Genomic DNA, 14,414 nt, shown 5'->3' with positions numbered 1-14,414 from the left:
AACTATTTGTTACAGCTTGGTGCTAATCTCGCCATTCCCACAACCTGACCTGAGTTCCCGATGCCCAGTGAACCCGCGTTATTGTTACGTCACCACCGCCCTTTCATCGCGTTCTGGCTGGCGCGCATCTTTACTGCCAGCGGCTTCCAGATGCTCACCGTGGCTATCGGCTGGAACCTCTACCAACTGACCGGCAATGTGCTGGACCTGGGCTTGGTGGGTCTGGTGGAGTTCGTACCGCGTGTGCTGTTCATGCTGCACACCGGGCATGTGGCTGATCGCTATGAGCGACGCAAAGTCGCCGCCATCTGCCAGACCCTGCAGGCGCTGATTGCCTTGTCCCTGGCCATCGGCGGCCTGACCGGCAACGTGACCCGCGAGATGATCTTTATTCTCGCGTTCCTGCTCGGCGCGGCGCGTTCATTTGAAATGCCTACTACCCAGGCGCTGTTGCCGAGCATCGTACCCAGCGCCCTGTTCCCGCGGGCCGTGGCCTCCTCGCAATCGGCGCAGCAATTGGCGACCATCGTCGCCCCTGCCCTTGGCGGTTTGCTCTATGCGTTTGGCAGTGTGTGGGTGTACGGCCCGACCGTGGCGCTGTACCTGATCGCTTGTGTGCTGACCCTGAACCTGCCCGCCCGCCAGACCCCGCTGAACAAAGGCAAGGCCACCCTGGATTCGTTGCTGGCCGGCATTCGTTTTATCCGCAGCCGTCCGGACATCCTCGGCGCCATTTCCCTGGATTTGTTCGCCGTACTGCTGGGCGGCGCCACCGCGCTGTTGCCGGTGTTCGCCAAGGACATCCTGTTGACCGGCGCCTGGGGCCTGGGCCTGCTGCGTTCGGCACCGGCGGTGGGGGCGTTGTTGATGTCATTGTGGTTGGCGCGGTTCTCGGTCGACCGCCAGGTCGGCCGCGTGATGTTTACCGCCGTCGGCGTATTTGGCGTGGCAACCATCGCCTTCGGTCTGTCGACCTCGTTCTGGTTCTCCCTGGCAGTGTTGGTGGTACTCGGCGCGGCGGACATGATCAGCATGGTGATCCGCGCGTCGTTCGTGCAGCTGGAAACGCCGGATGAAATGCGCGGGCGGGTCAGTGCGGTCAATGGCCTGTTTATCGGCGCATCGAACCAGTTGGGCGAGTTCGAATCCGGGATTACTGCTCATTGGTTCGGCACTGTGCCGGCGGTGGTCATGGGTGGTATCGGCACGCTGGTGGTGACTGGGGTGTGGATCAAGCTGTTCCCGACCCTGGCTAATCGCGACCGTATGCATGTGCCGGTGGAAGAGCCCATTCAAAAAACTACCGCATAGCTAATGTGGGAGGGGGCTTGCCCCCGATAGCGGAGTGTCAGGCGACGATGCCGTGACTGACCTGACGCCATCGGGGGCAAGCCCCCTCCCACATGGGTGATGAGGTGTTTTTTTAAAGCACCTTGTCCAGGGTGATCGGAAACTCCCGCACCCGCTTGCCGGTGGCGTGGTAAATCGCATTCGCTACCGCCGCCGCCACCCCGACGATCCCGATCTCTCCCACCCCCTTGGACCCCAGGGCATTGACGATCTCGTCGTGCTCTTCGACAAACACCACGTCAATCTCGCCGATATCGGCATTCACCGGGATGTGGTACTCGGCCAGGCTGTGGTTCATGTAGCGCCCCAGTTGGTGATCGACCTGGGTCTCTTCATGCAGGGCCATGCCGATGCCCCATACCACGCCGCCGAGTATCTGGCTGCGGGCCATCTTCGGGTTGACCACGCGCCCGGCGGCAATCGCGCTGACGACACGGCTGACCTTGATAGTGCCCAGGTCCTCATCCACCTGCACCTCGACAAATACCGCAGAGTGGGTGGCGGTGGCATAACCCTCGCGCTTCTTGTCGGGCTCACTGTCGACCTGCACCTCCAGGACGTCCTCACCACTGTCCTTGACGAGCTGGGCCAACGCCACACTCACGTCACCGGCATGCAACTTGCCGTCCTCGAACCTTACGGATTCGACATCCTTGAACACCGGATAAGTCTGCCGGGCGATTTTCAGCAATTTGGCGTTCAGCGCTTCGCACGCTTGCTGCACGGCGGTGCCGACGGAGGACACGGTAAACGAACCACCCTGCAGCGGCGCCGTGGGTAGGGAGGAATCACCCAACAGGAAATTGATATCGGCCAGCGCCACGCCACTGGCCTGTGCCGCGATCTGGGTCATCACCGTGTAGGTGCCGGTGCCGATATCCGTGGTAGCGCTGCTGACCGTGAGCTTGCCATCGGCGTCGATGCGCGCCTTGGCGCTGGCCTTCATCTGCATGGCTTCCCACACGCCGCCGGCCATGCCCCAGCCGATCAACTGGCGGCCGTCGCGCATGCTACGCGGTTCCGGGTTGCGCTGGCTCCATCCGAAGCGTTCGGCGCCCTCGCTGTAACACTCACGCAGAGCCTTGCTCGACCAGGGCTTGTCTTCGTTCTGGTTGCGCTCGGCGTAGTTGATCAGGCGCAGTTGCACCGGATCGATAGCCAGGGCGCAGGCCAGTTCATCCATGGCGCATTCCAGGCCGATCACGCCTAACGCGGCGCCGGGGGCACGCATATCCAAAGGCGTGAACACATCCAGCGGCGCCAACTTGTAGGTCAGTTGCACGTTGTCGCAGTGGTAGAGCATGCCGCTCCATTCCACCACGTGCTCGCTGAAATCCTCGAAGCGCGAAGTCTGGCCAATCGCGGTATGCCCCAGGGCCAGCAAGCGCCCGTTGGCGGCGGCGCCCATCTGCAAACGCTGCAAAGTGCGCGGGCGATAGCCGAAGGTGAACATCTGCTGGCGAGTCAGGGTGACGCGCACTGAACGCTTGAGTGCCAGGGATGCCATGACGGCCAGTGGCAATTGATACTGCGGGCGCAGGCCCGAACCAAAGGCGCCACCTACGAACGCAGCGAAAATGCGCACCTGGGTTTTATCCAGGCCGAAGACTTTTTGCACATAGGCCTGGCAGTTCTGCGGGCCCTGGGTCTTGTCGTGGATATGCAAAGTGCCGTCCGGCTGATACAGCACGGTGCTGGCATGGGGTTCCATCGGGTTGTGGTGCTCGATGGGGGTGCTGTAGTGCAAGTCGAGGCTGACCGCGGCGCCCGCCCATTCGGCCTGGAAGTTGCCGCGTGGCTTGGGCGGCGTCTGTGGCGAGGGGTGGGCCTGCTCCTGTTGGGTGAGCAAATCCGTCTCGAAGCTTTCGCGTTCGTATTCGATCTGCACCAGTGAGCCGGCATGCCGCGCCAGTTCCAGGTTATCGGCGATCACCAGGGCCAGGGGCTGGCCGCTGTAGAGCACACGATCGTTGTAGAGCGGGCGAAACGGCGAGCCATCGGCGGCATCGTCATCGGCAAAGGCATCGTCGTAACTGGCGATCTTCGGTCGATTGAGGTGATGGATCACCGCCACCACGCCCGGCAACGCCAGGGCCTTGGCAGTATCAATGCTGACGACCCGGCCCTTGGCGATCGTGCTGGAGACCACGCTGCCATGCAGCAGGCCATGTTCGGGAAACTCACCGGCATAACGCGCTTGTCCAGTGACTTTAAGCAGGCCGTCGACACGGTCCAGGGGTTTACCGATGGCACTCATGGCTGTTCTCCTGCGACCGCTGCATCGCTCAGGGCACGAATGATTGCGCGACGCGCCAACTTGACCTTGAAGCCGTTGTGTTCAAGCGGCTCGGCATCTTGCAGCAGGGCGTCGGCGGCGTTGCTGAAGGTTTCGCGGCTGACGGCCTGGCCGATCAATGAAGTTTCTACCGCACGGTCACGCCAGGGTTTGTGCGCCACACCACCCAGGGCCAGGCGCGCATCGATGATGGTCTCGCCATCAAGCTCAAGGGCTGCGGCGACCGACACCAAAGCAAAAGCGTAGGACGCCCGATCGCGGATTTTCAGGTAATGGCTGTGCCGGGCCAGATGGTCGGCGGGCAACTCGATGGCGGTGATCAACTCGTCGTCGGCCAACTGGTTATCGCGCTGCGGCGCATCACCGGGCAGGCGGTGGAAGTCGGCAAACTCGATGACTCGCGCACCGCCGCGCCCCTCGACATGTACCCGCGCCTCCAGCGCCGCCAGGGCCACGCACATGTCCGAAGGATGGGTGGCCACGCAGTGCTCGCTGGCGCCCAGGATCGCATGGATGCGATTCAAACCGCTGCGCGCCGGGCAACCGCTGCCGGGCTCGCGCTTGTTGCACGGCACCGTCGCGTCATAGAAATAGTAGCAACGGGTGCGCTGCAACAGGTTGCCGCCGGTACTGGCCATGTTGCGCAGTTGCGGCGAAGCCCCGGCCAGGATCGCCTGGGACAGCAACGGGTAGCGCTGTTCAATCAGCGGGTGCCAGGCCAGGTCGGCATTGCTCACCAGCGCGCCGATACGCACACCGCCCTCGGCAGTTTCTTCAATCCCATGCAGTGGCAGGCCAGTGATATCGATCAGGTGCTCGGGGCGGCTGATGTTTTCTTTCATCAAATCCAACAGGTTGGTGCCGCCAGCAATGAAGCGCGATACCGCACTGCTCGACTGCACCGCTTCGTGCACATCGGCAGGTTTGCTGTACTGGAAAGGGTTCATTGCTCACCTCCCGTGGTGCGGCACGCTGGCAGCGCCTCTTCGATGGCATCACGGATATTGGTGTAGGCGCCGCAACGGCAGAGGTTGCCGCTCATCAATTCCTGGATCTGGGCACTGTCATAGGCGCGGCCTTCATTGGCCAGGCCCACGGCGGAACAGATCTGCCCGGGGGTGCAGTAGCCGCACTGGAAGGCATCGTGTTTGATAAAGGCTTGCTGCATGGGGTGCAGTTGGTCGCCTTCGGCCAAGCCTTCGATGGTGGTCAGCTCGGCGCCATCGCACATCACGGCGAGGGTCAGGCAGGCATTCACGCGCTTGCCATCGCGTAATACCGTGCAGGCGCCACATTGGCCGTGGTCGCAGCCTTTTTTGCTGCCAACCAGGTCCAGTTGTTCGCGCAACAGGTCCAGCAAGGTGGTCCAGGGCAGCACGTCCAATTGGCGATCCTGGCCATTGAGGGTCAATCGAATCGAGTGGGCGACGAACGGTTGGGCCGCCGCGCCATTAGGGGTCGCGCTCATAAAACACCTCACGGGTTGGTGTACATCCGCGGCGTTCAGGAAAATCGCCGTCTCAGGGGTACGACTTCCCGGGGTTTTGAGCGTTCAAGATGATTGATCAGCGGATATTGAGCTGGGCTTTCAAGGTGTTTTGCGGCGGGTTGATCGAGGTGTTGGTGAATTCGAACCAGCCCTGGGCCTGCACATTCAGGTCGAACACATAGATGTAGCCCATCAATGTGCCCACGCCGTTGCAGGCCTCACTGATGTTGCCGACCTGGCACACCGCCGTGCGTTGCCCGTTCAACTCTGCGCCGTTGAAGCGCCCCATCGGGCTGTTGCCCAGGCCGACTTCCATGACCGAAACCTTGGTGGGCCCGCGGTGCTCGCACATCTGGGTGGTGTTGACCCGTTCCGGGATCGCTTCGCTGCACTTGGCCGATTCCACCTTGAACACCCGCACCTCGCTCAAGGCCGGTGCAGCCGCGCCCCACGCCGGTGCTGCACCCAGCCACAGGCTGATACTGGCGATCAGAGCTAGACTCCACGCGTTGGCTTTTTTCATGCTGGCAATGACCCGGTATTGAACGTCGGCGCAGTATGCCTCAAGGCCATGCGCCACACAGCCTCGGCTGCTGGTATGATGCGCCGCTTTTTCCGATCCTCTCTGAAACCACAGGCGCTTGGCGCAGTTTGTGCTTTGACTTAGAGGTCAACAAATAACGACGCAAGATAGCGTCACAGGGAGCCGGCATGCTGGAAAAGCTGTTTCAACTCAAAGCACACAACACCAATGTGCGCACCGAGATTCTCGCGGGTATCACTACCTTCCTGGCCATGGCCTACATCCTGTTCGTGAACCCGAGCATCCTCGGCGAGACCGGCATGGACAAGGGCGCGGTGTTTGTCGCCACCTGCCTGGCCGCCGCCATCGGCTCCACCGTGATGGGCCTGATCGCCAACTACCCGATTGCGCTGGCACCGGGCATGGGCCTCAACGCCTTCTTTACCTACACCGTGGTTCTGCACATGGGCCATACCTGGCAGGTGGCGTTGGGCGCGGTGTTCATTTCGGCGGTGCTGTTCTTCCTGCTGTCGATCTTCCGTATCCGCGAGTGGATCATCAACAGCATCCCCCTGCCCCTACGTTCGGCAATTGCCGCCGGTATCGGCCTGTTCCTGGCGCTGATCGCCCTGCACAACGCCGGTATCGTAGTCGCCAACCCGGCGACCCTGGTGGGCCTGGGCGACCTGAAGCAACCCGCGCCGATCCTCGCCACCCTCGGTTTCGTGCTGATCGTCGCGCTGGAAGCCCTTGCGGTACGTGGCGCCGTGTTGATCGGCATCCTGGCGGTGACGATTGTCTCGATCCTGTTGGGCGTCACTCCGTTCGGCGGCGTGACTTCGATGCCACCGTCCCTCGCCCCGACCTTCCTGCAGCTGGATATCAAAGGCGCCCTGGATATCGGCCTGGTCAGCGTGATCTTCGCCTTCCTGTTCGTCGACCTGTTCGATAACTCCGGCACCCTGATCGGCGTCGCCAAGCGGGCCGGCCTGATGGGCAAGGACGGCCATATGCCGAAAATGGGCCGTGCGCTGATCGCCGACAGCACCGCCGCCATGGCCGGCTCCTTGCTGGGCACCTCGACCACCACCAGCTACATCGAATCCGCTGCGGGCGTGAGTGCTGGTGGTCGCACCGGCTTGACCGCCATCGTGGTTGCGATCCTGTTCCTGCTGGCGCTGTTCTTCTCACCTCTGGCGGCCAGTGTGCCGGCCTTCGCCACCGCGCCAGCGCTGCTGTTCGTTGCGGTGTTGATGACTTCTGGCCTGGCCGAAATCGACTGGGATGACATTACTGTTGCAGCGCCGGTGGTGATCACCGCCCTGGCGATGCCCTTCACTTACTCCATCGCCAACGGCATCGCCTTCGGTTTCATCGCCTGGACCGCCATCAAGCTGCTTTCGGGCCGCTACCGTGAGCTGAACCCGGCACTGGTGATCCTGTCGATTCTGTTTGTGATCAAGCTGGGCTGGTTCAACGCATGATTTTTGACGCCGCAACCTACACCGTTCAACTGCAAGACAAGGTCACGCGCCTGCGTGACCTGCTGGCCCCCTTCGACGCGCCCGAGCCGCAGGTCTTCGACTCGCCCTTGCAGAACTTCCGCCTGCGCGCGGAGTTCCGCCTGTGGCGGGAGGGTGGCGAGCGCCACTACGCGATGTTTTCCCAGGACGACAAGCGCACGCCGATCCTGATCGAAGCATTCCCTATCGCCAGCCAGCGTATCAACCAACTGATGCCGCAACTCAAGGCCGCCTGGCAAGCCAGCGCCGCCCTGAGCCACAAGCTGTTCCAGGTGGAGTTCCTCACCACCCTGGCCGGCGACGCGATGATCACCCTGTGTTACCACCGCCCCCTGGACGAACATTGGCACACCGCCGCAAACAAGCTGGCGGCGGAGTTGAACGTGAGCATCATCGGCCGCTCCAAGGGCAAGCGCGATGTGATCGGCCAGGACTACGTGGTGGAGAAACTTGACGTTGGTGGCCGCACCTTCAGCTACCGCCAACCCGAAGGTGCCTTCACCCAGCCCAACGGCACGGTGAACCAGAAGATGCTCAACTGGGCCTATGAAGCCCTGGGCGATCGCCCGGACGATCTGCTGGAGCTGTATTGCGGCAACGGCAACTTCACCCTGCCACTGGCCACGCGCGTGCGTAACGTGCTGGCTACCGAGATCAGCAAGACCTCGGTGAACGCGGCCTTGAGCAACCTCGATGAAAACAAGGTGGATAACGTCACCCTGGTGCGCCTCTCCGCCGAAGAGTTGACCGAAGCCCTGAATGAAGTACGTCCGTTCCGCCGCCTGCACGGCATCGACCTGAAAAGCTACGAGTTTGGCAGCGTGTTCGTCGACCCACCCCGCGCCGGCATGGACCCGGACACTTGCGAACTGACCCGGCGTTTCGACAACATCCTGTACATCTCCTGCAACCCGGAGACGCTTGCGGCGAATATCGCGCAACTGCATGACACGCACCGGATTACCCAGTGCGCGATGTTTGACCAGTTCCCGTGGACGCACCATATGGAATCGGGTGTGTTGCTGACCCGCAGGTAATTGCCCAGATCCCTGAGCCCCCTCCCACATGGGTTATTCATGTGTCTGAGGTATCCGGTGTTTCCTTGCGCGGCCGCCCGCCCTTCTTGCCATTGGCGCGGGCGGCGGCGGATTTGGCCGCGCTGCTTTTGCGACCATTGCGCGATGCCACCAGGCTGGTTGCCAGTTCCATCAGCGGTTGGCTTGTGGCGATCAGGCCGGTGATCGAAACATCCAGGCCCTGAGCCTCACAGCTAATCGCTTTGCCACCGAAAGTCACCTCCAACTGCTGGAAATCTTTCTCTGAAAAGCCTTCGAACTCCGGCAGGCCAGCCACCGGCAACATGATGCGGCTGCCGTCGCTGAAGCCAATGGAGAGACAGTCGTTTTCATAACGTACGTTGCTGGCGTTGGCGTACAGGCGTTTCAACCTGCGCCCTCGGACGATTGCCTTGTCAACGTCAGCTTCAGTGAGAGGTACATAAGGTTTGACCTTAGCTTTTACGATCTTCATAAATTAATCCCCACACAATCTGGCGCTCTTATCAGATTCAAAATAGTCCGTTGCTCGACAACGTCGTGCCGTGCGCTTGCAATGACGTAGACACCCGGTCGAATGACCAACCCTGGAACCAATTCACCTGCGTCCCAATTCCAGGAATGATTCTCCAGGCAAACCGTCTGCAGTTTTTCCCACCAAATCCTGCGTGCCCGCGCCAGGTAGTGCCGCTGCATGATCGCCCCGCGTATCTCATTCAAAACCGCCATGGGTGGCCGCCTCCGTTCAGGCTCCACGTCCCACAACTCGACATCCCCATCCAAAAAACTGAAACGAAAACGTACATCCCATCCCTTGCCCCTGACATGCACATGGGGCGGGCAATGCTCATCCCTGACAAACACCGAAATCACGTAGCCTTTGTAAGCACCTACTCTCATCGTAACCCATCCGTTAGGTTATTTTCCGCCAAGTAACAATTTCCCTCTGTCACCCGACAACCGGCTCCTTATTCCCGAAGCTGTTTCACAGATTAGTAACCACAAAAAACCCGGCGAACGCCGGGTTGTAACCACTCATGCCGACGGCTGGAAATACCCGGCCAGTGCCCGCAAGTCCTGCTCGCTCAGCAACCCCGCGTAATACTTCAGTTGAATGCGCGCCAGCAGGTAGGCATGCCGCGCATTCGCCAGGTCGCGGCGGGCGGTGAAGAGTTGCTGCTCGGCGTCGAGCACGTCGAGGTTGACCCGTTCGCCGCCACTGACGCTTTTCTTCGTGGCGGTCACCAGCGCTGTCGCAGAACTCACCGCCATTTCATAGGCGCGCACCTTCGCCGCGCCGCTGGTGTTGAGGTTGAATTGCTTGCGCAACTCCACCAGCGTGGCGGCGGTTTGCGCGTCCAACTCGTATTGGGCCTGGGACAGTTGGTTGGCCGCCTGGCGCGTGGAGGCCGACACCGAGCCACCGGCAAACAGCGGTAGGCTGACTTGGATGCCGACGCTGTTGGTGTCGTACTTCTGGTTGTAGCTGCTTTCTGAGTCGGAGCTGGTCTGGCGGCTGCTGGCGTACAGGCTGACCTTAGGCAAGTGCCCGGCGCGCTTGCGTTCCACTTCATAAGAGGCCACATCCAGTGCGTGGTGCTGGGACTTGAGTTCAGGGTTGTTGGCCATGGCCAGTTCACGCCAGGTTTCGAAGCGATTCGGTTCCAGCGGTGCAATATCGAATTGGCGGGCCAGGGGCGCCAGCGCTTCGATCTGCAGCGGCTGGCCGACAATGGCCTCCAGCTCGCGCAAAGCGCTGTCCTGGGCATCCAGGGACTCGATTTCCTCGGCCTGGGCCAGGCTCAGGCGCGCCTGGGTTTCGAGCACATCGGTGCGCGTGCCTTCACCGCCTTTGAGCAGGCGATCATTGAGTTGCAGACGTTCGGCATAGGCACGCTTCTGCGCACGGCTCAACTCGATGCGCTCCTGGGCCAGCAACGCCTGGCTGTAGGCGCCCAGCACCCGCACCGCCAGTTCCTGGCTCTTGCCGCGAAAGCGCTCATCAGCCATCAGCGCCTGGGCCGTGCCTTGGCGAAAGCGCGCATAGGCTTCGTAATCCAACAGTGGTTGTTGCAAGGTCAGGGTCGAGGCGTAGCTGCGATAGTTACGGTCGCTGGTGACATTGCCGAGCGCGGTGCTCTGGGTCACTTCCGATTCATTGCGCGAATTGTTGTAACTCCAAGACAGGTTCGGCAGCAGGGCCGCCCGCCCGATCACGCGGTTTTCTTCACCGGCTTCACGCTCCTGGATCGCGGCCTGAAAAGTTGGATCATTGCGCAGGGCCAAGTCATAAACGTCCAACAAACCCAAGGCCTGCGCGGCCGATGTACAGCTGAAACAGAGGGTGAACAGCAACGCCTTCATTCTTCCACCAGGGCCATATGGGTGCGGTCCAGCAAGGGCTTGAACAGATAGTTGAGCATCGAGCGCTCGCCCGTCTTGACGAAGGCTTCCACCGGCATGCCCGGACGGATCTGCACGCCGTCCAGTTGCTGCATGCCTGCCGCACTGACTTGGGCACGCAACGTGTAGTACGGCTCGTCGGTGCGCTCATCGACCTGACGGTCGGCGGACACCAGCGTGACTTCACCCGTCACCCGTGGCGTGGTGGACTGGTTGAACGCCGAAAACATCAATTCCACCGGCAACCCTGGGTGCACCTTGTCGATCATCTGCACCGGCACCCGTGCTTCCACCAGCAGCGGCTCGCCCTGGGGCACGATGTCCATCAGGGCCTGGCCGGGCTTGATCACGCCGCCCTCGGTGTACACCTCCAGCCCCACCACCACGCCGGATGCCGGTGCGCGTACCAGGCTGTTGGCCAGTTCAAACTCAGCCGAGGCCAGGCGATTGCGCAGGTCGTCGCTGCGAGTGCGGGTCTCGGCCAACTGGCCGCGCAAGTCTTTCTGGAAGTCTTCACCGAGCTGGCGGATGCGCAAACGCAATTCCAGCACCTGGCGCTGCAACTGGCCGATGCGTCCAGCATCCTCGGCGATGGCACCATCGATTTGCGCGTACAGCCGCTCGCTGTCAAGCAGGCGATTGCGTGGGATGTAGCCGTCGCGCGCCAACTCACGCAGGCCCTGCAGTTGTTCATTCAACGCCGCCCGCTGTTGCACTTTGCTTGCCTGGGAATCCCGCGTACCGCGCATTTGCGCCTCAAAGCCGGCGATGGTTTCGCGCAGGCCCGCCTGTTCGGTGGCCAGAGCCTGGGCACGGCTTTCGAACAGCCGGCGTTGCAGACTAAGGGTGGAGGCTGCTTCAGGATCGGCCAGCAGCTCAGGTGCAAACTCGATGGCCGGCAAACCTTCGCTTTCTGCACTCAAGCGCGCTTCGCTGGCCAGGGACGCAAGGTATTGGCTGCGCAGCGACTGCATCTGCCCGCGCAACGGAGTTTCCTTCAAGCGCAACAACACCTGGCCGGCACTGACCCGGTCACCGTCACGCACCTCGATACGCTCGACGATCCCGCCCGCCGGGTGCTGCACCGTCTTGCGATGGCCCGAGACCATGACCTTGCCCGGCACGGCCACGCCCTTGTCCAACGGTGCCAATGCTGCCCAGCCGAGGAACCCGGCAAAGCCCCCGAGCACCAGCCACCAGCCCAGGCGCGAGTATTTCTGGTCATCCAGCGCCAGCACGTTGTGCGGTTGGTCACTGACTAATGTGGGTTTACTCTGGCTCATGCGGGTTTTCCCTCACCGAAGCGGTAGCTCATGCTCATGCTCGACACCGGCTTGCTGACCACAGGTTTTTGCCGCGCCTCCAACACCCGCGCCGTCGGGCCGAACGCCTGCATCTGGCCGTCCTTGAGGATCAGCAACTGGTCGGTCAGGCTCAGCACGTTGGGTTTGTGGGTGATCAGAATCAGGGTGCGGCGCTGTTGCTTGAGCTGGGCGATGGCTTGCAGCAGCGCCTGCTCGCCCACTTCGTCGAGGTTGGCATTGGGCTCATCCAGCACAATCAGCGCCGGCAGGCCGTACAGCGCACGCGCCAGGGCCACCCGTTGTTTTTGCCCGCCGGACAAGCCTGCGCCGCCCTCGCCCAGTTGCGTGTCGTAGCCTTGCGGCAGTTGCAGTATCAGCTCGTGCACGCCGGCCATTTGCGCCGCAGCGAGGACTTTGTCGGCCTCCACCGTTTCAAAACGCGCGATGTTTTGCGCAATGCTGCCCGCGAACAGCTGGATATCCTGGGGCAAGTAACCGATATGCGGGCCCAGTTGCTGTTTGTCCCACACGGCCAGGTCGGCGCCATCCAGGCGCACCTTGCCGGCCAGCGGTACCCAGGCCCCCACCAGCACCCGCGCCAAGGTGGACTTGCCGCAGCCCGAGGGGCCGATCACACCGAGCACGTCACCCGCCGGCAGGCTGAAGCCCAGGTTGGCCAGCGCGGGCCGACGGCTGCCGGGGGCGCAGGCGCTGATCTGCTCCAGGCTTACCTGGCCCTTGGGGACGGGCAGGCTCATGCGCGCCGGTCGCGCCGGGTTATCTTGCAGCATCAACGACAAACGCTCATAGGCCAGGCGCGCCGCCCCCCATTGCTTCCACACGCCGATCAACTGGTCGATGGGGCTGAGCACCCGGCCCATCAGGATCGACCCGGCAATCATCATCCCCGGGGTGATGTCGCCGTTGACCGCCAACCAGGCGCCCAAACCCAGTACCAGGGATTGCAGGGCCAGGCGTACGCCCTTGGACCAGGCGGTAACCACGGCAGTCTTTTCACTGGCCAGGTTCTGCTGTACCAGAAATGCCTGGTGTTGGCTGAACCAGCGCCCGCGCAGTGTGGCGAGCATACCCATGGCCTCGATGGTGTCGGCATTGCGCAGGTTGGCCGTGGCCTGCTGACTGGCACTGATCGACAATTGGCTGGCCAGGGCCATCGGCGCCTGGCTGACATGGTGGTTGGCCCACGCCAGCGCGATCAGCAGCAGCGCACCACCCAGCGCCAGCAGGCCCAGCCAGGGGTGGAACAGAAAGATCACCAACAGGTACACCGGAAACCATGGCGCATCGAAAAAAGCGAACAACGCCTGGCCGGTGGCGAACTGGCGCAAGGTGGTCAGGTCGTGCAGGGCCTGGCCCGCGGCCTGGGTGCCGCCCTTGAGCTGCGCTTCATAGGCGGCGTCGAATACACGCTGGTTCAAGCGCATGTCCATCTGCGTGCCGAGGCGAATCACCACCTGGCTGCGCACCCACTCCAGCGCCCCCATCAAGCCGAACAGGCCGAGGATCATCAGCGTCAGCATCAACAGCGTCATCTGGTTGCCCGAGGCCAGTACCCTGTCATACACCTGCAACATATACAGCGCCGGGGCGAGCATCAGCAGGTTGATCACCGCCGAGAACAGGCCGATGTTGAAGAAGGCACTTTTATAGGCCGTCAGTGCAGCCAGCATCTCATTCGTGCGCTTGGCACCGGGCCGAGTCATGGTGGTTGTTCCATTGAAGAGTCGAGCAAGGGCCCGCCCGGTGCGTTGACGGCACCTGCGGCGTGCCCACAGGATTCGCAAGGCCGATGAAGGCGTGACCCTCCATCGGCTCTTTTGCATCAGGCGGCCATGGCGAAGTCTTGAGGCGCGTCCTGAATGCCGACCAGGCCCACATCGGCTGCGCCGAGCGCAGCCGAGTCCTGATGCGCCACACCGGCCGCGGCCAGTTGATCGAAGGTGGAATTGACCGACAGGCTTGGGTCGATGCCCTTGAGCAAGGTATCGATGGCCGAGGCCAATGCCGAACTGTCACCGCTCATCAGGCCGTACACGATTTTGTGCACCTGGCCGTCACGGCCTTCGGACTGCAGGCTCGACAGGCCCAGGTTGGTGAAGCTGACTTCCTGGTTGGCGATGCTGTAGCCTCCACTGCTTGCGCCACCGGCCAGGGTGTCGCCCAGGGTCAGAGCGTCGAGCGAACCCCACAGCGTGTGAGTCGGCGGATTGAACAGGGTGTAATGCAGGCTGCCTTCGGCGACCACGGCGGCATCACTGACACTGCTCGAAACGCCGTATTGAGTGCCGTCGAACGGCCCAGGATTGAAACCACCGGTGTTCACACCCTCTTTGACCGAACCTTCACGGTGGTTGAGATCACCGAAGTAGGCCGACCAATCGCTCAGGTACTGGGCGACGGTGTTAGCGGCGTAGGTCGTGCTGTATGAAATAGAAATGCTCATGCAAAAC

General features: G+C 62.1%; 13 protein-coding genes. 3 read left to right on the top strand and 10 right to left on the bottom strand.

Going from position 1 to position 14,414, the window contains the following annotated elements; genetic code table 11:
• The first annotated feature begins 60 nt into the window (after nt 1-60).
• On the top strand, nt 61-1,311 hold the full coding sequence (locus QZR30_RS17400) for an MFS transporter (protein ID WP_046069606.1): 1,251 nt from the start codon (nt 61-63) through the stop codon (nt 1,309-1,311).
• A 112-nt stretch (nt 1,312-1,423) separates the two neighbouring features.
• Here QZR30_RS17400 and QZR30_RS17395 read toward each other — a convergent pair whose 3' ends face one another.
• The 4 genes from QZR30_RS17395 to QZR30_RS17380 form a co-directional block, all read right to left on the bottom strand.
• On the bottom strand, nt 1,424-3,607 hold the full coding sequence (locus QZR30_RS17395; protein ID WP_274356062.1) for a xanthine dehydrogenase family protein molybdopterin-binding subunit: 2,184 nt from the start codon (nt 3,605-3,607) through the stop codon (nt 1,424-1,426).
• Nucleotides 3,604-4,593, bottom strand: coding sequence for an FAD binding domain-containing protein (locus QZR30_RS17390; RefSeq protein ID WP_046069608.1), 990 nt, complete (start codon nt 4,591-4,593; stop codon nt 3,604-3,606). Before QZR30_RS17390 ends, QZR30_RS17395 begins: the two co-directional genes overlap by 4 nt.
• Nucleotides 4,590-5,114: a (2Fe-2S)-binding protein gene (locus QZR30_RS17385; RefSeq protein ID WP_311903741.1), complete on the bottom strand. Its 525-nt coding sequence runs from the start codon at nt 5,112-5,114 to the stop codon at nt 4,590-4,592. The genes QZR30_RS17390 and QZR30_RS17385 overlap by 4 nt, the downstream gene beginning before the upstream one ends.
• 97 nt (nt 5,115-5,211) lie before the next feature.
• On the bottom strand, nt 5,212-5,658 hold the full coding sequence (locus QZR30_RS17380; protein WP_056845809.1) for a DUF4879 domain-containing protein: 447 nt from the start codon (nt 5,656-5,658) through the stop codon (nt 5,212-5,214).
• 188 nt (nt 5,659-5,846) lie between these two features.
• On the opposite strand from QZR30_RS17380, the gene QZR30_RS17375 reads away from it, so the two are divergent.
• Together QZR30_RS17375 and trmA are read left to right on the top strand one after the other, a co-directional pair.
• Nucleotides 5,847-7,142 (top strand): NCS2 family permease, encoded by a 1,296-nt coding sequence (locus tag QZR30_RS17375; protein ID WP_034117796.1) that lies wholly within the window; start codon nt 5,847-5,849, stop codon nt 7,140-7,142.
• The gene (trmA, locus tag QZR30_RS17370) at nt 7,139-8,218 is read left to right on the top strand and encodes a tRNA (uridine(54)-C5)-methyltransferase TrmA (RefSeq protein WP_046069609.1); all 1,080 of its coding nucleotides are present in this window, start codon (nt 7,139-7,141) and stop codon (nt 8,216-8,218) included. Before QZR30_RS17375 ends, trmA begins: the two co-directional genes overlap by 4 nt.
• A 37-nt stretch (nt 8,219-8,255) precedes the next feature.
• Here the strand turns inward: trmA and QZR30_RS17365 are convergent, their stop codons facing one another.
• The 6 genes from QZR30_RS17365 to QZR30_RS17340 all read right to left on the bottom strand — a co-directional run bounded on the left by QZR30_RS17365 (nt 8,256) and on the right by QZR30_RS17340 (nt 14,407).
• Nucleotides 8,256-8,711 carry a DUF2442 domain-containing protein gene (locus QZR30_RS17365; RefSeq protein ID WP_059397683.1) on the bottom strand — a complete coding sequence of 152 codons (456 nt, stop codon included), beginning with the start codon at nt 8,709-8,711 and terminating at the stop codon, nt 8,256-8,258.
• On the bottom strand, nt 8,708-9,136 hold the full coding sequence (locus QZR30_RS17360) for a DUF4160 domain-containing protein (RefSeq protein ID WP_046069611.1): 429 nt from the start codon (nt 9,134-9,136) through the stop codon (nt 8,708-8,710). The genes QZR30_RS17365 and QZR30_RS17360 overlap by 4 nt, the downstream gene beginning before the upstream one ends.
• A 135-nt stretch (nt 9,137-9,271) precedes the next feature.
• Nucleotides 9,272-10,600 (bottom strand): TolC family outer membrane protein, encoded by a 1,329-nt coding sequence (locus QZR30_RS17355; RefSeq protein WP_046069612.1) that lies wholly within the window; start codon nt 10,598-10,600, stop codon nt 9,272-9,274.
• Complete coding sequence (locus tag QZR30_RS17350; RefSeq protein WP_059397682.1) at nt 10,597-11,922, bottom strand: HlyD family type I secretion periplasmic adaptor subunit; 1,326 nt, start codon at nt 11,920-11,922, stop codon at nt 10,597-10,599. The genes QZR30_RS17355 and QZR30_RS17350 overlap by 4 nt, the downstream gene beginning before the upstream one ends.
• Entirely contained in the window at nt 11,919-13,667 is a 1,749-nt protein-coding gene (locus QZR30_RS17345) for a type I secretion system permease/ATPase (RefSeq protein WP_059397681.1), read from the bottom strand. Before QZR30_RS17345 ends, QZR30_RS17350 begins: the two co-directional genes overlap by 4 nt.
• 119 nt (nt 13,668-13,786) lie before the next feature.
• Entirely contained in the window at nt 13,787-14,407 is a 621-nt protein-coding gene (locus QZR30_RS17340; protein WP_046069615.1) for a heme acquisition protein HasA, read from the bottom strand.
• Nucleotides 14,408-14,414: the final 7 nt, after the last annotated feature.

This window comes from Pseudomonas sp. rhizo25 (assembly GCF_031931935.1).
GTDB lineage: Bacteria > Pseudomonadota > Gammaproteobacteria > Pseudomonadales > Pseudomonadaceae > Aquipseudomonas > Aquipseudomonas synxantha.
Note: the sequence above shows the minus strand (reverse complement) of the source record. Positions and strands in the feature narration are given on the sequence as shown.